Below are 22,142 nucleotides of genomic sequence, written 5' to 3' on the forward strand. Positions count from 1 at the left end.
CGTACTCTTGTAAATCCATTACAGGACTAAATGAAACTGTAAACCTATACCAGTATTTAAACTCTAACCTGTAAACTTTTTTTAGGACGAGTCAGTTGGCTTAGCAGTGACCCCCGACCCCTTCCCGATAGTTATCGCGGAGGGGAGAATGGAGTTGGGTGCTGGAGCGAAGAATTTAAAATATAAAAGTAGAGAAGTGTGACCCCCGACCCCTTCCCGATAGTTATCGCGGAGGGGAGAGTGGAGTTGGGTGCTGGAACGAAGAATTTAAAATATATAAAAGTAGAGAAGTGTGAGTATCACTCTGAAGGGGTGAAACCCATGGTAAAAAAAGAATAAAGGCCATTTACCTTCTCGATATCGCTCTGCTCATCGGGACAGGCAAAAGACGGAAACGTAACGTTGTGGGATGTCGAATTTCGGATGTCGGTAATTTAGAATGTTGAATATCAAATGATGAATGATGAATGCTGAAGTTGGAGGCAGTCAGTAGACTTGCGCTAGAGAAGTTTAGGTAGCAATGCCGTAGGCATGACAGATTTATAGCCACGGGTTTTAACCCGTGGTCAACAAAGAAATATGCCATTTTCCTCCTGCGCAGAGTCATCTTCTGGAAACTAGAAATAATGCAGGAGGATGGAAAGGAATCGAAATGGGAAAGTTGGTTTGTAAAACACAGACCAGGGTGGAGAATAAAAAGATAAAAACCTTCGAGGTTTGGAAGAACTCAAAGGTTAAGAAAGGGGCGGTAATGGACTACCGCCCCACAGCCAAGATTTGGAAAAGCGTAGGCTGTAAAAAATGAATTATAAGAGATGGTTGGATTCCATCTTCTACAATCAATTGAGTGAACGCAACTAGTTTCTTATTCTAAACTAACTAATAAATATATTATTCGCAAGTGACTGACAAGTAAAACCTTCGAGGTTTGGAAAACCTCAAAGGTTAAGAAAAGGGCAGGGCTGCTGAAGACCCCACCCCGAAAAAATAATTAAATGAAATAAGTATTTCTGGAATCTTTAGGAATAAAACCTTCGAGGTCTTGAAGACCTCAAAGGTTAGGAATAATAAAAGAGACTCATTTCTCTTAATAGCCTGGGGTAAGAGACAGACTAGTACCCAATGAGCCTCCCAAAGGGAGATGCCGAAAACCCTTTTCAGAGTAGGCAAACAACCGAAAACGGTTTCCCTGTTTTTGATCTGTTAAAAAACAGGATATAACGATGAATAAATTAATTAAATCGCTGCCAGCACTCGCTTTGGTGCTAGCCGCTACATTTGCTTTTGCTTTTTCCAGTCCAAAAGCCGCTGCGCCTGAATACGGGCTGGATGGAAGCACTTGGGTCAACGTTGAAAATTTGCAGATTGGTGAAAACTATCTGTGTAATGAAAGTGAGCAGGTCTGTACCAGAACTGCTCCTTCCAGTTCAGCTCCCATGGTGAAGGAAGGAACCTTTGAGTTCATCGGAGAGTAATCTCTTAAAGTAGGGAGGGCATTGCCCTCCCTTTTTTTTAAAACTGTTCATTCAAATTCAATTCTCTCGGAGGTATTGGAAACACATATCCTTCCGAATTAGGTAACAAAACAGCTTCTGAGTTATTCTCTCCCCTGTCGATAGTCACCCCAAATTCCATATTCTGATTAAGTCTTCTCAGGTCCAACCACCTTATTCCTCTAAACACCAGCTCTTTTCTTCTTTCTTCCAAAACTTTTCTCAAAAGTGAATCACCTGACAAACCTTCCAATGAAGCAATATTGCCATTCAGGTATCTTTTAGCTAACAGGTAGGTTAAATCCTCCACAGCAATCTGATCATACCCCAATCTCACAGCAGATTCTGCATGATCCAGCAGTACTTCGTCGGTAGCTAGCCCAGTAAAGAGATTGGCATCACCAGTATATTTCCCTGCTAGATAAAATCTATTTTTTATAGGACTTGTGCTAAAGAACACTGTCTTTCTTAGGTCTAGACTATCGTACAATTTATAGAGTTCGGGATTTACCCACAATTGGTTATGAATCGTAAATCTTCCACTATACATTTTGTCGTAATGAATGACTTCTTCATGAAATCGTGCAAACTTATATCGCAAGGACTTATCTAAGTCATTATAATCCAGCAGTTTGCTCTTTATTTTCAAAGCCTTACCTGAATGCTCGAACGCTTTCTCATAATCCTGAATGGACAGGTAGATTCTGCTGAGTAAAGCCTCTGCTGCCCAGCGTGAAGGTCTGGTGGCTATTTCCGGAAAAAGCGGAAGTGCCTCGATATCATCTGTTAGGTCTTCTAAAATAAAGACATATACCTCTTTTAGATTTACCTTAGGGCTGGATGCATTGATATCTGCATCTTTTCGGATCGGGATCCCCTCTTGTTTGGATTGATTTGGATTATATGCATGTGCAAACTGTTGAGCAACTGAAAAGTGCCCCATCGCTCTATAGAATTTTGCAGCAGCTTCCAGTTCTCTGGCTCTCTTTTCCTCTTCTACTGACTGAGGAGAAAAATCACGAATCCCCTCAAGTACCACATTTGCATAGAATATCTTTCTATAAGAAAAAGACCAATCCACTCCAGCATCATCTGGCGCGTAAATATCTTTTTCCCAAAAATACGCGCCCCTTTCTTCCAAAGTCATCAGGTTCAGGAGTGCATTGCTGAAAACTGCCTCGTCCGAAGCAATGAATCCCATTTTCGAAGTGGAGTTCATGGATCTGGGTTCCGCATCCAACAAGGCCTGAAAATCATCCAGTGTCTGGGGTATGACCAATGTCTGATCTGGCTTTTGATCCAGAAAACTCTCACATCCTGTGAAAAAGAACATGCTTAACCACAGCCAGGTATACAATTGATTATTTTTCATGGTATTGAAATTTAGAAAGTGATTGATAGGCCCATTGAATAGGTTCTTGGTGCCTGATAATTTCGAAAATCCGGATCTTTGACGTCCTTTGCAGCTTTCCACAGAATTCCTAAATTATCTAAGTAGGAATAGATCCTGATTTGCTCAAAAGGCAATGAAGCAATAGTTGATTTGCTCCAACTGTATGATAGTTTAATATCCTGCCACCGGATATGGTCTCCTTTCCTCACTCTCCTGCTGCTAATCTGGTCGAAAGTCGCTCTTCTAGGATCTTGCTTCAGTGGATCAGAAGGCACAGTGGTGATCAATTCATCACCAGAATTTCTCCAGCGGATTGCATAATCAGCATGGGTTATCTGTCCCCGGTTCAATTGATCGTATTCCACAGATTCTTTTTTGAAATAATACCCCAATCGAAAAGTAACGTTCGAGGACAACTCAAAACCCTTCCAGGTAACCGAATTTCTTAATCCTCCAATATGTGTCGGGATAGAAGAACCCTCAAACTGGAGATCTTCCAGTGTAGTACGGTTGAGTATTTCCGTGTAATCTGTGCTTGGCTGGCCTTCCAACAAACCCAAAGGGTCACCCGTAATCGGATCCAGACCTGCAAAAGGAAAACTGAATATGCTAAATAATGGATATCCTTCAACCGGAACTGGACTGATGCCCGATAAGCCAGAGGAATAGGATGCGGCTTGGGTAGCCGTAGGCTTTTGTTGGTAATCCACCACCCTTTCGTTGATATAGCTATAGATGATACTTGCATTCCAGGAAAGGCCGCCTTTTAAGACTCTGGAATTGATAGCCAGATCCACTCCCTTGGTACGGGTGGCAGCATAGTTTTTGGTCAAGGAAGACTGGCCTGAAGAAGGATAGGTAGGCAACACCCCGAACAAGTCTATCCCTTGTTTGTGATAAAATTCCAAAGAGCCTGTCAGGCGTTGTTTCCAGAACTCAAATTCGGCCCCCAGATTGACTATCTTGATTCGTTCCCACCGTAGCTGTGGATTTGGTGGATTGAGGATGGAAAGCCAAGGCTTTCCAACCAAACTGTTGGTGGCTGCAGAAAAATACTGTGCAGTCGTAAATGCGGTCGCTGAGGGATTGGTATTTCCGTTGAAACCGTAACTCACTTTGAATTTCAGGTAAGAAATCCATTCCTTATCCAACCAAGATTCCTCTGAGATAATCCAGCCCAGACCCGCAGACCAAAGCGGAACAGCACGAGCATTGGTACTGACACCATACAGGTTGGAGGCATCTCTTCTAAGGGAACCTGTCAACAAGTACTTATTTTTAAGGGTATAGCCCGCATTGGCGTAGGCAGACAAGAATCGGTCAGTCCAGGCTCCAAAATTCTGCATAAAAGGGGTTTGATAAGGGAAGCCTGTATTGAGAAGTGGATAGTAACCCAGGTAGTCTACCGGCTGAGGGATTCCAGTAATAGGATCCACCCCATAGGCACGGTCTTGGGAGCTTTCTCTTTGAAAATCTTTCAATTCAAAACCTAGAATGGCAGAAATATCCTGATCTTTCCCCCATTGTCTCTGGTAATTCAGCTGGGATCTTAGGGTATGGCTGTAGGCTTCTGAAAAATTCAGATCATTGATCCCTCCTACCGGAATCACCCTGTTTACCGATCCATTTTGTGAAACTGTAGAATACAGGTTAATCAGGTTTCTGGAGAAATAAGAATCCAGGCTATTTATTTGCTTTCTGCTTCCATGTGATCTCCAATACTGGTAATCCATCCTGAACACTAAGCCTTTCAACAGCTCATAGGAAATACTGGGGGCTATCCGAAATTCAAGCTGCCTGTTTTGAATACTGGAAGCGTTGATCTCATTAAGCGGGATAAAATCCCAGTTCAGTAAATCAGTATCACGAAGGGATTCAATGAAGCGGCTATTATAATTCTTCATTACTGACAGTGGATAACCTGCTTCATCTTTGAGCTTATCATAAGGAGAAAGTCCTTCCAAGACAGGAAAGCCGGTGCTATTCCCTGCACTTACTAGGTAAGTCTGCAACCCCATGTTGAGTTTGGAATTAACTGACTTCCAATTTTGACGAAGATTAAGTGTGATTCTCTGAGACAGGTCTGACACTGTGGACTCCCGAATCCGATCATATCCCAGACCCACAAAATATCCATAGGTTTCTGATCCTCCGCTCAAGTTGAGTGCAATCTGCTGGCTAAAACTGTTACTATAAAAATCTTCTGCCAGATAGGATCTTAGATCAGTGGTCTTATATCCACTTAATCTATTTTGAAGATCGGAATCAGTGATTTCTCCATTTATTTGCTGAAAAAGGCTTTCCACCACTGGAGAAAGCTTCTTTTGATCGTATGCATTGTAATCTCCATCATAAACACCTTGATGAAATAGCCGCTGTTCCACCTCGACAAAATCGGCCACAGACATTTGTGGAGCATAAAAAGGGTTAAAGGACTGTCCTAGGGTACTGTTACTGGTCAGGTTGACAATTAGTGGACTGCCCAATTTTCCTTTTTTGGTGGTGATCACAATGACTCCGTTTCCAGCTTTTGCTCCCCAGATAGAGGCAGCAGCAGCATCCTTGAGCACGGTGATGGATTCCACGTCATTGGGGTTGATATTTTCTATTGCTCCGTCATAAGCCAGATTATCCAAGATGATAAGAGGTTGGGTATCTGAGAACAGGGAGCTCTGTCCCCTGATCGAAATACTTTCCCCTTTGGCAAGGTCTGCTCGGTCTCGGTTGAACACCAGTCCTGGAGTAAGGTCCTCCATCCTATCCAGTAAATTGGTACTGACCCTTCTGGATATCAATTCATTATTAAGGTGAGAAAAAGATCCGGTGGCACGTTCAGCACTGATTTCCTGGATTCCTGTTGATAGCACTTCTACCGAAGCCAAGCTTATTTCATCAACTGAAAGTAAGACCTTCACAGGTGAAAGTTGTGGAATATCCACCTCGATTTCCTGCTTGAGGTATCCAATGAAACTCAGCACAAGTAAATATTTCCCAGAAGTCGCTGGTAGGATAAATTCTCCTTTTTCATCGGTTATAGTTCCTTTTATGGTACCCTTGATCAACACATTAACGCCAGGCAACGGAAGTCGGGAATCTTGGTCGATGACCAGGCCACGGATAGCCATTTGGTTAAGCTCTTGAGCATGGACTAAGCCTATCAGCCAAAAGCTCATTAGTAGGATTAGAAGTTTTTTCATGGTTGAAACGGGGATGGTTTAAGAATTGATGTTTTAGACCCAAGAGGCTGGAGAAGATCTTGTAGGCTGGTTCGAAAGGATTCTGCAGTCCTTCCCGGAACCCAGATGCTGAGCACTTTACCCTCTGGGTCAATCAACATGGTTCGCGGGTAGCCTGTGATTAGGTAATGATCCAGCCAGGATCTCCATATTTGGCTGGGAAGCCTCAGATTGGTGAGTGCTGGATTAGAATAGGTGGAGAGTTGTTCCTTCCAAAGTATAGGATCATTGTCTACCGAAACCGCTACTATCTCCAGACCATTTATTTCTTCTTGATAGATGGGCAATAGGACTTTTCTAAAGAAATTGGCACTGTGGGTGCAGGTGGAGAAATAAAAGTACAGCAGCGTAGCTTTTCCCTTCAGATCCTCAGTATTCATTTGCTTTCCATCCAAATTGGAAAATTGGGCATACCTTAAAGGCTGCTGGGGCGAAAGCCTGATTTCCATCTCTTCAAGTTTAGTTTGATAGCTAGAAGGATCCATTTTGTCAATGATACCTGAGAGAAACTGTACCGGATCTTGCTGTCGGCTGACCTGCTCCATTGCATAGGTATAGAGCAGGAGGTTTTTGGTTTTGCCTGCAAACTCATTCAAGACCAAATCAGGAAACTCTTCCTCTCTAAGAACAGCGGCCATGTTTGCCCATTCCTTGTAAAAATAAATTCTCCCGGTTGAGAGATTAAACTCTGAAACTTCTTCTATCTGTCTTTTTAGCTTTAGGAGTATGTCGGGCATTGTACGCTCGATTTTCTCGACTGCCTGACCGTTGTTTTGAGCTTTTCCGACCAAATAGCCATACCTACGGATACTACTTAGAGCCCTTGCATAGTACGAGCCCAGTAAATTCTCCCTTAGTTGCATGTATTGAGCAGGAGTCAGCATTTTTTTTCTGGAATTCAGTATTCGCATTCCAGGAATATCTTCCTCCTTGGTGAGAAGAGAAGCCAAGTCTCTGTCGAGGTGATCTTTTCCGAGTTCCAGAATCTGAAGTGAGGCACCAAACTCTTGGCTGGCTTTTTTTAATTGGGCTCTGTAATCTTCTTTATCCAGGTAATTTTCCTTATCCTTTTCAATCAAGTCTCTGGAACTATCAAAATGCTGCTGTTTTCTGGCCCGACCAATTAGGTATTGAGATTCCATCCAATCCCCCTGAGCCCCCCCAAAGACCATCATGGAGCGCTGCAGGTCAATTCCCACCTTGATGCTATCCTGAGCGCTGATCAGAAAATCCTCAATTAGGGGACGATCATTCAGGTAAAGAGAAAAATAACTTATCTCTGTGGTCTGGGGAAGTCTTACTCTGAATTTCCTGACTCTAGGGTCCAGCACACCATCAAAGAAGGTTCCATGAGTGGTACTGATTTCCATGCTGCTATCCGGCAAGGTTTGACCCAATTCCTTACTAAAGGAACTGAAGACCAGCTTTAGAGGTCCCAAGGAATCAGGGTTAATTAATTCACCATAAATCAAAGCTCCCATGCGAGCAGAAGAGCTTGCGCCCTCCTGCCCTGGGATGCCAGGCTGATAAACCAAATCTGTACCTGGGGGTGACTCCACAACTTTACTTTGTGCTTTTAGGGTGCTTATGGGAAGGCATAGGTATCCCATTAAGCAGATGAGTATGAGTTTTTTCATGAGCTTTTTGTTTTATGCTGGAAGACGGAAGACCGAAGACAGAAGACGGATGCTCGATGCTCGATGTCCGGTGTCCGATGTCCGGTGTTGGAAGGCGGAAGACCTATGTCGGATGTCGGGTGACCGATGTGGTTACCGTCATTGCGAGGCGAGGTACGAGCCGCGGCAATCTCAATCTAGGAAGTGCTAACTTCTATGAGATTGCTTCGTCCTTCAGCCTCCCGCCACGACGGGCAGGCGCAATGACGTTCCAAACAAGACGTAGTCCTTCCACCCTACCGATTTCCGATAGTCCAGCAATAATGAATAATAAGATGTAATGTGTCAGCGCTACCAGCTACTGTGAGCTTGCTGACGTGAGTGTGAGGTAACCGATCTGCTAAGGGCTGTGCACCTCCCCTCCCGATAGCTATCGGGACACGGTCATGGCCGGAACCCTTAAATCGGATTCTTAGGCTTCAGTGGATATAGGCGATCATCGATTGATTGCATACCTCCAAACTGTACAGCTAGAATCAACTCCTCAAAATGGACACATAAAAACACGCCCTTCATCGAATAGAGAGAAGAAGAATGAAAAAAGGCAGTAATTGTCTCAGTATGTCTCATTTGATATGATTCTTAGACAATTTTAACTAGATGTTTCATCAAAAAAGAATAAATTCGGTAGTATAAACTCTACCTATAGTAGTTTAAAACTACTATTTACAGAAAACTGCATTCATTAGACCTAAAAGCAGTATTTTTGGATAAACAGCATTATTATGAGAGAAGAAGAAGAGTCAGAATTCACCGTTTTGGAGAATAAAAAAATTGGAAGGAATTTCTACATGTATCGTAAGTTGACCGATACAAAAGCATTAGAGGTTGCAGAATATTTAGGAATAAAGGAAGCTACTTATACTAAGTATGAGCGAGGGGAAAGCAGGATTACAGTTGATTTAATTCAAAAGATCTCTGAATTTTTTAAAGTAGATCCTCTTCAATTAATTTCTGCACAACCAAGCAATTACGTTGAGGCAATCACAGGGTCAAACAACATTGCAATCCAAACAAACAGTACTTACAAAGCCACTGATGCGAAGCAAACAGAAGTAATGATGAAGATGATGGAGACGATGATGCAGATGAATGAGGCCATCAGGAAGATACTGGAGGGGAAGTGAAAACACCCTACTAAGCAAAGTTTTCCTCCGTTCCAAAACCCTTATAATGCATTAGAATGAGTGCCTTAATAAAATCAGTGTTTGCCTTTTTCGTTTTCCTAACCTCTTTTTCTGCTTTTTGCCAAGAAGAAATTCCATGGAAAGAAGACTACAGGTTAGAATTGGACAATTTCAAATCAAAGCAGTCAAAAATTGACCCTTCCCTAAACTCAGTTTATATACAATCGGGTGCGACCATAGATTTTAGTTTTTCTATGTCCTCGTATGAATTTATGTTCACCAAGAATTTTAATTCAAAGGTTAGGACTATTTTTAAGCAGAACCTTGCAGTGATCTCAGCTCCTGATTCACTGGACGCTAACTACCTGCTGGATTATTCAAGATATGATTTTGATCTGCATGAATTGTACGCCAGAAAATTGAGAAAAGAGCTTTATGAGCAGAAAGGAGCATTTTCTGATGTAAGTTTCTTCCAGCCTATCTATGAAAAACTTCAGGATGAGATGTCATCTGAAAACAGCAGGGTTTTGAATGAAACACATTTTGGATCAAATTCTGATATTCTAAAATCTGAACACGAGTCTGTGAGGATACAGATTTTAGAGTTAGGTGATTTTTGTATGGAATGCAAGCCACCTAAAAAGAAGAAATAGATAGTATCTGAAATGTATGATCAAGTGAAGCCAGCCTTCTTAACTTTCGGAATCAAAGAAATGTCCAAATATCTAGTCTTGATTTTTCTAATAGCTTTTATCCAATATGCAAACTGTCAGGAACTTGTACCGCTAAATGCCCACAAATTCTCTATAACAGACACATTGAAGTATAAGCCCACCTTTTATCGTCAACTCATTGAAGATTCCGACAGTTTGTATAGTTATAAAACGTTTGATACCCTAGGGAATCTAAGTAGTATTAGTCGAACATGGCTGGTAAAAGAAAAGAAACGCAAAGTACCTGTAAAAACCCAATCAGTCTTATTCTCTCCTTCGGGAGATACTCTCCAGATGAGGGTCATTGATTTGTTAGAAAAAAATGAAGGATTCTATCATTATGAGGAGGGGATTTTATTTTCGGAAGTTTACTTAGAGAACTCCTATTTTGTATCAGGATGGGAAATACCTCCGAATAGCAGCCAAAAAACATCGCTAGATGAGCACAGGTTTGTCCCCAGGCTGATGAACAGTGATAAACTAGGTGTATGGTTAAAGGAAAACATGAAATATCCTAAACTAGCCCGCCGCAAGGGAATAGAAGGAACTATATATATGATTTTGACAATTGACAGTGAAGGCAAGGTAAAAGAAATGGAAGTAGGAAATCCAGAATTTGAGCCACTTTTCGCTACTGAAGCACTAAGAGTACTGGCTAACTTTAATTGGGATTTTGAACCAAAAGAAGATAGATTAGGAAATCCTGTTGAGGGAATAGCAGTACAACCCATTCTATTTAAGTTGAGCAATTTATATTAATGAAGGTCTGCTGAAGCGTAGGCTAATCTTCTAGGAAATCCCTTATAAGCTATAAAAGTTAAAATGGGTTTGCTGACGCCAAAAACTACACTAGATCACAATATTCGGAATATGAAAGTGGGACAGCTAACCCTACTGTTGAAACTATTTTCAACCTTCTCTTCGAATTTGGACTAAAACCTACAGACCACTTTAAGTACTTGGAAAACTAAACCAAATTTCAGAAGTAATTCAAATCCCGAATGCTAAATTAGAACAACTTAGAGAACAAGTAAAATCTCCTTTGGATTAGAAATAGCAACAAAACTTACGAATCAAAACGCAACTAGAATCCTCAGAACTTTAGTCTACTGTATCAAACCAAAATCAAAAGCTGATATATTATCAAACTTGGGATTAAAAAATACCACAAACAATTTCCAAAGAGCTATTGGCCCTGCATTAGAACTTGAGTGGCTGGAAATGACAAATCCAGAAAGCCCAAATAGTCTTGAGCAGAGGTATGTGATTACTGAGGAGGGGAAGAGGGTGGTTAAAACCATATAACTTAGAACCAAGTAACATTAACTTCAGAGTTATTAAAACGAAAAAACCCAGCCAAAGGCTGGGTCTAATAAAGAAGGGAGTGGTGAATAAATTGCGAGGAATAACTCCTTCAAAACCAATTTATTGTTTCTCCCTTTATATCTTTAGGTTTAAATTTTATCTTTTACACTACAAAGATAAACTTTTCTATTCCATTTAAGCAAACTGGTTAATAATGGTAACGCAAAATCCCCTTCAAAGTTTTTTGATTCAGAGGTTAATTGAACTCTGCTACAATAGAAGTCTAGATAGTTATCGCGCCAAGTATCTCAACCCACTTCAAAGCGTCAAAGAGCTATATCAATTGATCCATGACTGGGAATTGAAGAAAATTAAAAACTTCAGAACCCTTGAAATGGGGAAGAGAGAACTAATCAAATTTCTTGAAGTGGAAGATTATCTCAAATTTGAAACAGTTTCAAAAAAGAAATTGATTTCGGATTTAATCACCATCAAGGAGGACACTAAAGACTATGAGCTAATTGAATACCAGTTGTACAGAGTCCAGGTTGAAAACAAGGAATATCTTAAGAACCTAATTGATAGACTCGATGCAGAACTTACCGATATTAAGGTGGAAGAAAAGGATGTCATAGAGCAAATGATTAGAGTTGATGTGATTGTAAATTACATTATAACAGAGGCAATCAGTCTAAATTTTTCAAAAATCTATTTGCACAAACTTGCCCAGGCTATATTCAAGTTTAGTCCCTCAGAAAACACTTTCGATAAAAAATACATTCAATTTAAGTCAGTCTTACTTGACTTCAGAGAGGAAGAGTTTACAACCATTTTTAAAATAAGGAGTTCAGAAAGCCAATTAAAAAACATACTAATATCAGAGTTTTTACAAAATGTTGATTCTCAAATCATCGGAGATAACCCTAAGGCCCAAGTCACAAATTTTGTAAAAGAAAAGGCAGGCTTCCGATTTATTGTCTACCAAAACTCTGCTTTAGATTATTATCAAGCCTTGAAAAAGGCTAAATCAGATTTATCCAAACTCCTTGACAAAATCCATTTGGGATACAGTAACCTAAAAATTATTCTGACTGATACTGCGGTCTTAATCAGCAAAGAGCATAAAGAAAAGGGAGATATCCAGCCGCTATACTATCAAATAGATGGTTATTATAAAAGTAATGATGCTCAATTCCAGGTATTCCAGGATAGCCTGAATAGAATAGAGGAGAATGATAAAATTGCCTATGAGGTTAAAGACCGAATAATTTCGGCACTACGGCATTTAAGGCTAGGTAATGAAGCTTTCGAGATAGAAAAAAAGTTTGTCAACTATTGGATAGGCTTAGAGTACCTTTTCTCCAACTACAATAAAGACACAAGTACATTTGCCCGATTAATTCAGTATTTCCCTGTCCTCCACAGCGTTTACTACGTCAAAAGGAATTGCCTTTACTTTCAGGATTTATTGAAGAGTGCTGATCTATCAGAGGAAACCAAAGAACTGGGTAATGAAATTTTAAACTTTTCAAAAGCAACAACTTTTGATACAATAAAAGAAGAAGCGAAAACCTCAAATCCAGTTTTAAGATTCAGAGCGCAGAGATTCAAATCCCATCTCACTAATACCGATGGAAAAAGAACAGAATACCTAAAAAACCACAAAGAAAACGTTGAAATCCATCTACATAGACTTTACAGAATAAGGAATAAAATCGTGCACGACGCTGCCTTAATAGACAATTTGGAAAGTTTGACGGGAAATCTTAGGTATTACCTAAGTTTTACATTAAATAAAAGTATTGAATATTTTGTGAAATGTGATTCCAAACCTATTGCTTCAAAAATGATCAGTATGGATGACTTTTTTGTGCACCACCAAATGCTGTGGAATAGTCTTGAAGAGGAGAAGTTCCCATTAGAGAAACTTCTACAAATGGAGTATTCGATGGATTTTTTGAGTTAAAGGATAACTATTTAACTCTTATGACAGCAAAAGGATATTAAAAATCTGTAACTGCTTTACAATCCTCCAGCTCTTCTAAATTTAAAGTTGCCAAATTTTTTCCTTGGGCCTAATTCATTTTTGCAATACATAAGTTTGTTCAGAGGATGGAAATGGAAACTTTTTAAAATCAAAGCTTTCGATTCCGATAGCTATGCGGAACGCTCAGGGTAACAATGGATAATTCGATCATGTTGACACAGGTTAATTCGCTCAAGTTGAAACTTTGTATGTTTTGATTTATTGGACACAAAAAAACCTCAGAACATTAGGCTCTGAGGTTTTTGAATTTTAGGGTAGCTCGGGCGAATGATGATTCGCCCCTACATGGATGTGCACACAAAATTAAAATCTACACCGGCATGGGATTCTTACGTACTTGCTCGCCTAGGCTGCGCATGTTCATGGATACCATACCATATTCGTCATGCAGCCTTGTGAAATGGGTAATCAGCTCATCCAGTTCAGCCAGGGAGCTTTCGGGAGAGGCACCGAAATTATGTGGGTGCCACCAGAGATGATAAACTTCGCCATGCTTGGCGGCGTATTCCATCTCGCCTTTTATTCTTGCCATTCTACTTTTATTCATCAGCATATTGTGCTGCTGCTGAGGGCGGAGGATTCTGGAAGCAGGGATGATTAGAGGTTCACCGGCAAACTCCTGAACTTCTGCTAAGAGATAGCTGGTCTTGGCGCCAACCTGAAAAAAGCAGTCGGCAGAGCGAAATATCTTCTTACTTAGGTTCTCGTGCTGGGTCTCCTGCCAGAACCAATTCCGGGGATTTCCACGCACATATTTATAGCCCTCCTCCAGGCAAACGCTTAGATATAATTCATTGATGTGATTGCGGGGAAATACCAGGGACTCCAGACTTACCCCGAACTTATCCTGGGAGATTCTTTGGGTGGCCTTGAGATCTTCGCGGAACTGCTCGGGGCTTTGACCCCGCATCAGCGTATAATAATGCGCATAGGTATGAGAGCCTAATTCCTGACCTGGAGTGTCTATGACTTGCTGGATCAGTTCTGGGGCAAAGTGTACCTCAGGTCGGATTCCATTCTTCTTCACCCACTCATAGGCGGAGTATTTCCTATCCCTATAGGAAGGCAAAAACTCCGGGGAGTATGCTCGCCATTCCTCCTCGTTTTCGGCAAAGAGCATTCCCACAGTAGCCCAAGTAGCCTGGATATTGGCCGCCGCAAACTTCTCCAGCATGATAGGAACTATCTGTCGGGTATTAAGGAAGTAGGAAGGCTTGTAGCCTGTGCCTATTTTGTCGAAGATTCCCCATAGGAGTTCGAAGTCTAGAGAGATGGTGAAGGAGCCGGGGGACATGGGGGTTGTTGGTTGTCCCGATAGCTATCGGGAGTTGTTGGGTGTTGGTTGGGTGTTAGTTATTGGTTGTTAGTTGTTAGTTATTGGTTGTTAGTTGTTGGTTGTTGGTTGTTGGGTGTTGGTTAGTTGTTAGTTGGTTGGGTGTTAGTTGGTTGGGTGTTAGTTGTCCCGATAGCTATCGGGAGTTGTTGGTTCCGCTAGCTCCAGATTCTTTCGTTCTTCCTCCACTATTCTATTAAAGATTTCGCCGCGTTTTTTGATGCGGGTGGTTTTTTGCCAATCCATAAAGGCCACTACCACGAAGAGCATAAAGTACATGATCTGGGATTTTTGGCGTATAATAATACCCAGATTAGACATCACAAAGGTCATGGAAATGGAAATGGAGACAAACACCACCGCCGACATCTTTACCATGGCTGGAGCGATCTTGATATAGGTTAGAAAGTCCTTACGAACTACTTTGCTAAACATGTAGATATAAAGCAAATTCTCAAAGGAGATTGCAATCCCAAGTAAATTGGGGGAATCAATAAATAAGGGTCTAAACCAAAAGGTAAAGAGCTTCATGGGCATGCTGTAGGAGCCCATATCTACTCCAGATCCTGAAGTTTGCAATCTATCTCTATTCAAAGCAGATTCTTCTTCAAAACTCTCAACTAGGTTGTTTGGGTCGTATCCTAAGTAAGTAATCAAATCCTCATACACATATATGCTCATGCCTATAGCGAAAAAAACAACCAGGTATTTTTGATAAATAGGCACCTTTTCTTTCCCCAACACAAATCCCACTCCCATCCCTACAAGTATGGCGAAGAGAATATGAGGACGAACCATGTAACAGAGAAAGCTACCAAAGGCTATATGAGGAATTCTCTTTTGGGGCCAGGAAAGACCATAAATCAGGAACCCTATTCCTGCGAAAATCACCGCGCCTTTCCCCAGAGATGCAGTCCAGAAGTGCATATTGGGGAGGAACATAAAAATCGTGATCGCATCCCAACCCTCGAACTTGGGATTGAAGCGTAGGTTCTCTTTAAAGAATAAATAAAAGTAAACAAAGCCCCAGAAACCCAACCAGGTAGTTAGGAACATCATCATATCGTAATTAAAGCCAAACCAACGAACAAATGGAAAGGACATCCATTCTATAAAATCAGTTCCTGCTGCAAAAGCATCAAACCAGTTGTTCCAACGCCATTTTGTGTTATTAAAATAATTAACCGAGTCAGAACGATTAAACTGGGCATAGGTCCAGTAAACTAGTCCAAACAACATATGATACCAGAACATCTGGTTCAACAAACCAGCCTTTACCCACTTATGCTGACGCTGTAAGTTGCCAAGGATGGGTTGGCTGATGCCAAAGAGGATGAGAATGAGGATTACGGCGCCTAACATGCTACGTCACTGCGAAGGAGGAAGGTGATTTCAAATTTGATTAATTGAATCCCCCGACTGAAGCAGTCTATCTGATTTAAAACCAAATCAATCATTTAATAATCTTCCATATAAATCAAGCCATTCCGGATTCATCTCATTAATCAATTTTTCCTTTTTGATTCGGCTACCCGCTTTCAATTGTTTTTCTCTGGAAATTGCCTCATCAATGTTATGGAAGTTTTCAAAGTAAACCAATTTGTCTATGTTATACTTTGCTGAAAACGAGCTTGGATTTAATTTTTCCTTATGTTCCAAAATTCGTCAGATTAAGTCATTGGTAACTCCTATGTATAATACGGAGTTATTTTTATTTGTCAAGATGTACACTGAGCCACCTTTTTTCATACGTCATTGCGAAGGAGGAACTGCCTGTCCCGATCCATCGGGAACGAAGCAATCTGTTTGCTTTCTACTACCATCGAACAGATTGCTTCGTCAAAACACTCTCCTAACGTCGAGTATTTTTCCTCGCAATGACGTGCTAAATCACGGAATCATAAACTGCTTCCAACTCCGCTACCATTCTATTCATACTAAAGTGAGCCACTACACGGTCACGGGCAGCGAGGGACATGGATTGGTGCAGGTCTTGATCATTGATAAGTTGGACGCAGAATTCTACCAATTCCTGGTATTCATCAATCTCTGATAAGAAGCCCTGTACTCCATGCTGAATTACCTCTCCTATTCCTCCTGCTCTGGTGGCTACTACCGGTACTTCACAGGACATGGCTTCCAGCATGGCGATGGGTAAGCCCTCAAACTCAGAGCTGCTTAGGTAAATATCCATTATGGATAGGTAAGGAATTACCTGCTTTTGTACGCCTACCAGGTGAAAGTGCGCTGACTTTCCTGATTCTTCTATCTGTTTTTCCAGACGGGTTCTCCATTCCCCATCTCCTACCAGTATAAAGTGAGTTTCGGGACATTTCTGGAGGATTTTTAGGGCTAAGTCTATCCAAATCCATAAGCGTTTTTGGTCTCGGAATACGGCGACGATGCCGATTACTTTAGCATTTGGTGGGATTTGGAGTTTGACTTTCAAATTGAGAGAAATCCCCCCTTCCCCCCTTTCTAAAGGGGGAGTTGGTTCTGTATCATCACTATAAGATTGCTTCGTTGTCGTACCTCCGCCTCGCAATGACGAGTCCAACGATGAGACTGCTTCTTCCGATTCTCGGGAGCCATCGGGAGACGAATCTACATCCGACATCCGACATCCGACATCCGACATCCTTCTAAACACCTCCGTATTCACCCCATTCTGTATCACCTTAATCTTCATTCTACCGCCACGCTGGTAGGGGTCGATCATGGAGTTGAGCTGCATGGAGAGGGCTACTTCGTTGGACACGGCGATGGCTATGTCCTGATTTTTGAAGCTCATTCTATTGCCCCAGTAGGACACCTTGTTGTACCTATCCCAGGTATTATGCTCTGTATATACTATGGGTATTTTTAATTTATTGCCGACGGATCTAGCCATAATTCCCGCCCAGGGTAGGTGGGCATGAATGATATCTATACCCAGTTGCTTGGCAAAGGATCGAACCTTATTCACCTGAAAAAACAGTCCCAAATTACCTGAGGGAATTAGATGCACTTTGATTCCTGCAGCTTCCAGCTCATCCACAATATTATTTTGCTGATGATAAAAATACAGGCAATGAAACTCAAAGCGAGACTGATCATGTACCAAGGCCGTTTCGGGAATCAGCTTTTCTGCTCCTCCACGGCCGAGGGATTTGATTAGGTGAAGGATTTTTATTTTATTTTTCAATTCTAGGTTAGATTTTCTAAGTCATTGCGAGCGACGAAGGAACGAAGCAATCTGTCCGCCATTGCGAGGAAATAAGCTAATTATTGTTTTATAGAGTGATTTTCATTTCCGAAGCAATCTGCCGGCGTACTACTCCATTCAGAAAGATTGCTTCAGATTGGAATTCATACAAGTACCCATCAAAGTTGCGTTTAAATCTTCGCAATGACGATACGATTGCTTCGACTTTGAATTCTATAAGAAAAAGATAATAAGTGTTAAAGCCTCCCGCCACAGCGGGCAGGCGCAATGACTTTTCGGATAGACCGTCATTGCGAAGGAGGTTAGAGGATTATGATTTATCGAGGAATCAAGCCGACTGAAGCAATCTGTTTGCTTTCTACTACCATCGAACAGATTGCTTCAGATTTGAATGGCCAATTTACCAATTAAGTCATCTTTTAAATCTTCGCAATGACGCTTCGGATAGACCGTCATTGCGAAGGAGGTTAGAGGATTATGATTTATCGAGGAATCAAGCCGACTGAAGCAATCTGTTTGCTTTCTACTACCATCGAACAGATTGCTTCAGATTTGAATGGCCAATTTACCAATTAAGTCATCTTTTAAATCTTCGCAATGACGATTAAACCCTCGCAATGACGCTTCGATAAAATGATTCAAAGGCTTTAGCAACCTGATCAATCTGATAGTTTTTTAAAACAAGGGATTGGGCTGCAGCCGTAATTTTTTCCAGTTCGGATGCAGGAGAACTTATCACTTCAAGGATGCTGTCTTTAAAAGCTTGGGAAGCTCCGGCTTCTACTAGCCAACCGGTTTCTTTATTTTTTACTACTTCGCCAATTCCTCCAACATTATAGGCTATCACAGGTACATTGTAGGCAAATGCTTCTAATATCACAGCAGGTAATCCTTCTATGACACTTGGCAAAACAAAGATTGAATTGTCAGGAACAAATTGAAAAGAATTTGCAAGATTTCCTTTGAAAAGCACTTGCTCATTCAAGCCTAAATCTGTCACCTGCTGCATCACATTCGTCTTCAAGGGACCTTCACCAAAAAGCCATAAAGTAGCTTTGGGAAACCTTATGGATATCTCCTTGAAAATCAGAATGAGTGCTTGATGATTCTTCTCAAATGTAAATCCGCCAATATGAACCAGAACGGGGTCAGCTATTTCCTCTTTTTTGTCAGGTAGTAATGGAACATCAATTCCAATAGGGATAATTTGATGGAGCTTTTGATAAGCTGTGAAAGTAGATTTAAAATCTTTTGCTGATACTGCACTCACTGAGGCAATAGCATCTATCTGAGAGTAAAGGAAACCATTAAATTTATTCACCCAAAAGCTAGTGATATACCTACTTACCAAAGAAGCATTTCTAAAAATAATAGGCACCTTCCAACCATTAATAAGTTTTGAGAAAACAGCAAATTTCAGCGTATCAGCTGCATTAGCTTGAATCAGGTCTGGTTGCTCTGTCTTAATTAAGCTAGCAAAACTTTTCCAAGCTCTCATATCCCATAACCTATCTTTGATAGGTCTCTGTAAATGAATTTGCCTTCCCGTAAAAGGCAACTCGTAATCACCTTCAAAAACTGAAATGAGTATTACCTCATGATTCATTTCAAGTAATTTCTGAGCAAGTAGGCAGGCAAACAATTCTGCTCCTCTAGCCTGTGGCTTTTGAATAACTTGAAATATCTTCATGACAGAATATTATAGTCTAGAATACCCATCCAATACTAAGTAGTTTTCAGAACTATTTATTGTATGTGTGCCTATGATGGTGGGAGAAAAATCAGATTCCAGCATATCTACTGTTTCCTCCTGATATTCGTCTTTTGACAAGGCTGTAATGGACTGTAACTTTATTCTGTGACCATAGAACTTACCTGAATCCTGAGCAGGTCGAATCAACAACTTACCATTTGCAAAAATTTTACCGGCAGGTCTAGCGTTACGTACGTCTGATACGATAGGGTTCATGGGATGACACACCCAAGTTGGATTGAGAAAAGTATCTGAATAATAGAGATACAATTCATCGAAGGAGGAGCAAGCCTGATGTGATTTTTGATTAACAAATAGCCAATACTTATCATCCTGATAATGAACGGTGGGATCATAAGCTTCTCCCTCGAACCAAACACCTACGTTCACCCATTTATTGGGAAAACTTTCAGCTTTGTACAGGTACAAATGCCCTGCTTCTGCAGACTCAGGAATCAAATAAAAATCACCCTCATATTCCCAAATGAAGGGATATGACAAATGCCAAGATTCCTCTATGATTGGGCAAACTTGGTCTAGTTGACTGCCCTTCCATTCTGCAAATGATATTCTGGCCTTTTGACTTTTTTTGTCATAATCTTCAAAAAACAGGTAGGTCTTAGCATCACGCTCTACCACAAAGGGATCTGCATAATACCTACTCGTATTAGTAGAAATTAAGGGGGTAAAGTTGGAGGCAAGAATTGAATTTTTTATGGGCTTTAATGCAGAATGTAATGCCTCGTCTGAGTGCTTTACTTCAACTTTATTCGACTTAGAAGAGATAAATATTTCCCAATGAGGCTTTTTCGCGTATTCCTTGACTATTCTTAATCCGTTGTTCACCCAAAGTTTAACCCATAATGCGAACATGACACCTCCATTGGGAGGGCGATACATGTTTGCAGTATAGTCACCCGGAGAGTCTTGCAATCTTTGGATTTCTTCCTTCCACCTTTGCTCACCTAGAAATGAAAGCTTTTTTATCATTCTAGGAGCAAAATAGCATGACTTCCAAAATACTCTATTGGCATTTCTCTGAACTGAGAGTGGATCTGTGTGAGACCAGGACCTGTAAATCACCTGACCATCATCCAATTTTTCACTGAGTATCTGAAGAATTGAACCAGTGGTTTCTTCACCCTTCATCACTTCCCAGAAACAGGGAGGCCCACCTCTATTTACCCTATTATCACCATGATGATAGGACCAGACTCCATACTTCGGAAGTCGAAGAATTTCACCTTTGAGGATTCTGAAACCAAGCCGTATTATTATATCCAAATCCCAAGTTCGAAGAGAGTCCAGATCAGTAGAAGATATATCATCCGTATATTTTTTCTGAACTGGCCAAATCTCCATTTTTTGGGCAGTGAAATTTGGGAGATCAGAGATCTTTTTCAGGGAGAATGCATCCTGCTTAGTTCTAAAAAGCCTTCTATCAATAGCTCTATAGAGTCTATATAGAAGAGGAGATTTCTTTCCTGAGGATTTTGGTGTTTGGTTTTCGATAATAAGTACTATCTCACCATAACCTTCCTCTTGGATTTTGCTCAGCATCTCAAAGGCCCAAGCTGAAAGCTGTTCTCCATCTGTCAAAATGCCAATTCTAAGCATGGTTAACAGATCTTTTGAAAACTTCTAACAAAACACCTTCATATTCCTTTGCTATTTTTTCTATGTCAAAGCGCTGGACGGCAGTCATTCTGGCATTCTGCCCAAACTCTTCCATAAGCTCAGGATTTTCAATAGCAAACTGCATCTGAGACGTCAAGGAATCTATATTCTTAACTGAGAAGACAACAGCATTTTGACGATCTGTTATTGCCTCTAAATTCATTGAGATATCGGAAGCGATAATTGGAACCCCAGCCATCATGGCTTCTACTAGAGCGCCAGAGAAGCCTTCGTACCAACTTGGGAACAGAAAACAATCTGAAGAGAGTAATAGATTAAGAGGATAAAGAGAAGAGAGATTGGGAGGATTAGAGATTAGGAGATTAGGAGAGGAGAGATTCGGAGATAAAGGAGTGGTAGATCCTTCAAATTTACCTGGAAGCTTAACACAGTCTGTAAGGCCTAGTTTAGTAATTAAACTTTCCAAATTAGAACGATAAGGCCCTTCTCCGTAGATGGTGAAGGAGGAATTAGGGTACTTTTTATTCACTAGTTCAAAAGCCTGAATTGCATCCTGAAACCCCTTGCGTTCCAGCAATCTACCATAGGATAAAAACCTATAACCGTCATTGCGAGGAACGAAGCAATCTTTTTCTTTATTGATAGATCGCTTCGTTCGTTCGCTATCCCCGCGGCGGGCAGGCGCAATGACAGGAACAGAACGCCCCCTATACACCACTGAGATTTTCTTAGGCTCCAACCACAAGGTCTTCACATGAGAATCTGCCAGAGCCTGAGCATTTGCGATCCAATGCTTGGGAATTCCCGCGGTGAGTCTATCCAGCCAGTGAACTACCTTGTATTTCAATCCCTTTTTATCTTTCCAGGCCATTGGGGAATAGCTATCATTGACTAAGGTTCCAATCAATGGCACGCCGGTAATTATTGAGGCTATGCGAGTGATGATATCGGCACGCCAGAGACTGGAGACTAGGAGATCAGGTTTTTCGGCTCGGATCAATTTTACCAAGCGGAAAATCGCCTTTCCAAAATGATATGACTCGGGGATATTTAAAAAAACAAGCCGGATCCCGGCTTTTTTATATTCCTCTTTCAGGTCATGCTTGGGGTAGAAATAAACCAAGCTCACATCTACCTGATCTGAAAACCTGGACAAAATCTCCAAATGACTTCGCTCTGCTCCCGCGTTAACTAAAGCATCTTGGGTGAAAAGGAGTTTCAAT

The 22,142-nt window shown here is 41.1% G+C and carries 17 protein-coding genes and 1 pseudogene; 7 read left to right on the plus strand and 11 right to left on the minus strand.

Features of this window, described 5'->3' with window-relative positions; translation table 11 throughout:
* Nucleotides 1–1,223: 1,223 nt before the first annotated feature.
* Nucleotides 1,224–1,475, plus strand: a complete 252-nt coding sequence (locus tag BM291_RS20880) for a DUF6520 family protein (protein WP_092901623.1) — start codon at nt 1,224–1,226, stop codon at nt 1,473–1,475.
* Between the two features lie 37 nt (nt 1,476–1,512).
* Here the strand turns inward: BM291_RS20880 and BM291_RS20885 are convergent, their stop codons facing one another.
* Genes BM291_RS20885 through BM291_RS20895 form a run of 3 tightly spaced genes read right to left on the minus strand, consistent with a single transcriptional unit; the run spans nt 1,513 to nt 7,759 of the window.
* On the minus strand, nt 1,513–2,865 hold the full coding sequence (locus tag BM291_RS20885) for a RagB/SusD family nutrient uptake outer membrane protein (RefSeq protein WP_092901626.1): 1,353 nt from the start codon (nt 2,863–2,865) through the stop codon (nt 1,513–1,515).
* Nucleotides 2,866–2,876: 11 nt separating this feature from the next.
* Nucleotides 2,877–6,083, minus strand: coding sequence for a SusC/RagA family TonB-linked outer membrane protein (locus BM291_RS20890; protein WP_092901629.1), 3,207 nt, complete (start codon nt 6,081–6,083; stop codon nt 2,877–2,879).
* On the minus strand, nt 6,080–7,759 hold the full coding sequence (locus tag BM291_RS20895) for a TlpA family protein disulfide reductase (RefSeq protein ID WP_092901632.1): 1,680 nt from the start codon (nt 7,757–7,759) through the stop codon (nt 6,080–6,082). The genes BM291_RS20890 and BM291_RS20895 overlap by 4 nt, the downstream gene beginning before the upstream one ends.
* Nucleotides 7,760–8,523: 764 nt before the next feature.
* Between BM291_RS20895 and BM291_RS20900 the strand changes: the two genes are divergently transcribed.
* From BM291_RS20900 to BM291_RS20920, 6 genes and pseudogenes are all read left to right on the plus strand, one after another.
* Nucleotides 8,524–8,925, plus strand: a complete 402-nt coding sequence (locus BM291_RS20900; protein ID WP_092901635.1) for a helix-turn-helix domain-containing protein — start codon at nt 8,524–8,526, stop codon at nt 8,923–8,925.
* A gap of 56 nt (nt 8,926–8,981) precedes the next feature.
* Nucleotides 8,982–9,578 carry a hypothetical protein gene (locus tag BM291_RS20905; protein WP_092901638.1) on the plus strand — a complete coding sequence of 199 codons (597 nt, stop codon included), beginning with the start codon at nt 8,982–8,984 and terminating at the stop codon, nt 9,576–9,578.
* Between the two features lie 60 nt (nt 9,579–9,638).
* Nucleotides 9,639–10,397: an energy transducer TonB gene (locus tag BM291_RS20910; RefSeq protein ID WP_175499762.1), complete on the plus strand. Its 759-nt coding sequence runs from the start codon at nt 9,639–9,641 to the stop codon at nt 10,395–10,397.
* Between the two features lie 80 nt (nt 10,398–10,477).
* Nucleotides 10,478–10,609: pseudogene (locus tag BM291_RS22550) on the plus strand (helix-turn-helix domain-containing protein); the annotation flags it as partial.
* 118 nt (nt 10,610–10,727) lie between these two features.
* Complete coding sequence (locus tag BM291_RS22555; protein WP_394333459.1) at nt 10,728–10,943, plus strand: Fic family protein; 216 nt, start codon at nt 10,728–10,730, stop codon at nt 10,941–10,943.
* A gap of 214 nt (nt 10,944–11,157) precedes the next feature.
* Nucleotides 11,158–12,909, plus strand: a complete 1,752-nt coding sequence (locus BM291_RS20920; RefSeq protein WP_092901644.1) for a hypothetical protein — start codon at nt 11,158–11,160, stop codon at nt 12,907–12,909.
* A gap of 391 nt (nt 12,910–13,300) precedes the next feature.
* On the opposite strand, the gene BM291_RS20925 is transcribed toward BM291_RS20920, so the two are convergent.
* From BM291_RS20925 to BM291_RS20955, 8 genes are all read right to left on the minus strand, one after another.
* The gene (locus BM291_RS20925; RefSeq protein ID WP_092901648.1) at nt 13,301–14,284 is read right to left on the minus strand and encodes a polysaccharide deacetylase family protein; all 984 of its coding nucleotides are present in this window, start codon (nt 14,282–14,284) and stop codon (nt 13,301–13,303) included.
* Between the two features lie 159 nt (nt 14,285–14,443).
* A complete protein-coding gene (locus BM291_RS20930) occupies nt 14,444–15,685 on the minus strand; it encodes a hypothetical protein (protein WP_175499763.1) in 1,242 nt (413 codons plus the stop codon).
* Between the two features lie 87 nt (nt 15,686–15,772).
* A complete protein-coding gene (locus BM291_RS20935; protein ID WP_317045682.1) occupies nt 15,773–15,982 on the minus strand; it encodes a GIY-YIG nuclease family protein in 210 nt (69 codons plus the stop codon).
* Nucleotides 15,983–15,988: 6 nt separating this feature from the next.
* On the minus strand, nt 15,989–16,072 hold the full coding sequence (locus tag BM291_RS22560; protein ID WP_394333460.1) for a GIY-YIG nuclease family protein: 84 nt from the start codon (nt 16,070–16,072) through the stop codon (nt 15,989–15,991).
* 136 nt (nt 16,073–16,208) lie between these two features.
* Entirely contained in the window at nt 16,209–17,507 is a 1,299-nt protein-coding gene (locus tag BM291_RS20940; RefSeq protein ID WP_245786935.1) for a glycosyltransferase, read from the minus strand.
* Between the two features lie 625 nt (nt 17,508–18,132).
* A complete protein-coding gene (locus tag BM291_RS20945; RefSeq protein WP_092901651.1) occupies nt 18,133–19,218 on the minus strand; it encodes a glycosyltransferase in 1,086 nt (361 codons plus the stop codon).
* Between the two features lie 9 nt (nt 19,219–19,227).
* Nucleotides 19,228–20,898, minus strand: a complete 1,671-nt coding sequence (locus BM291_RS20950) for a glucosamine inositolphosphorylceramide transferase family protein (RefSeq protein ID WP_092901654.1) — start codon at nt 20,896–20,898, stop codon at nt 19,228–19,230.
* Nucleotides 20,891–22,141 carry a glycosyltransferase family 4 protein gene (locus tag BM291_RS20955; RefSeq protein ID WP_092901657.1) on the minus strand — a complete coding sequence of 417 codons (1,251 nt, stop codon included), beginning with the start codon at nt 22,139–22,141 and terminating at the stop codon, nt 20,891–20,893. Before BM291_RS20955 ends, BM291_RS20950 begins: the two co-directional genes overlap by 8 nt.
* Nucleotide 22,142 lies beyond the last annotated feature (1 nt).

This window comes from Algoriphagus aquimarinus (assembly GCF_900112005.1).
In the GTDB taxonomy this organism is placed as follows: Bacteria; Bacteroidota; Bacteroidia; order Cytophagales; family Cyclobacteriaceae; genus Algoriphagus; species Algoriphagus aquimarinus.

Bases quoted from the DNA above. Each gene is read 5' to 3' on its own strand.
- BM291_RS20880 (WP_092901623.1), top strand. From the start codon at position 1,224: ATGAATAAATTAATTAAATCGCTGCCAGCACTCGCTTTGGTGCTAGCC.
- BM291_RS20885 (WP_092901626.1), bottom strand. From the start codon at position 2,865: ATGAAAAATAATCAATTGTATACCTGGCTGTGGTTAAGCATGTTCTTT.
- BM291_RS20890 (WP_092901629.1), bottom strand. From the start codon at position 6,083: ATGAAAAAACTTCTAATCCTACTAATGAGCTTTTGGCTGATAGGCTTA.
- BM291_RS20895 (WP_092901632.1), bottom strand. From the start codon at position 7,759: ATGAAAAAACTCATACTCATCTGCTTAATGGGATACCTATGCCTTCCC.
- BM291_RS20900 (WP_092901635.1), top strand. From the start codon at position 8,524: ATGAGAGAAGAAGAAGAGTCAGAATTCACCGTTTTGGAGAATAAAAAA.
- BM291_RS20905 (WP_092901638.1), top strand. From the start codon at position 8,982: ATGAGTGCCTTAATAAAATCAGTGTTTGCCTTTTTCGTTTTCCTAACC.
- BM291_RS20910 (WP_175499762.1), top strand. From the start codon at position 9,639: ATGTCCAAATATCTAGTCTTGATTTTTCTAATAGCTTTTATCCAATAT.
- BM291_RS20920 (WP_092901644.1), top strand. From the start codon at position 11,158: ATGGTAACGCAAAATCCCCTTCAAAGTTTTTTGATTCAGAGGTTAATT.
- BM291_RS20925 (WP_092901648.1), bottom strand. From the start codon at position 14,284: ATGTCCCCCGGCTCCTTCACCATCTCTCTAGACTTCGAACTCCTATGG.
- BM291_RS20930 (WP_175499763.1), bottom strand. From the start codon at position 15,685: ATGTTAGGCGCCGTAATCCTCATTCTCATCCTCTTTGGCATCAGCCAA.
- BM291_RS22560 (WP_394333460.1), bottom strand. From the start codon at position 16,072: ATGAAAAAAGGTGGCTCAGTGTACATCTTGACAAATAAAAATAACTCC.
- BM291_RS20945 (WP_092901651.1), bottom strand. From the start codon at position 19,218: ATGAAGATATTTCAAGTTATTCAAAAGCCACAGGCTAGAGGAGCAGAA.
- BM291_RS20950 (WP_092901654.1), bottom strand. From the start codon at position 20,898: ATGCTTAGAATTGGCATTTTGACAGATGGAGAACAGCTTTCAGCTTGG.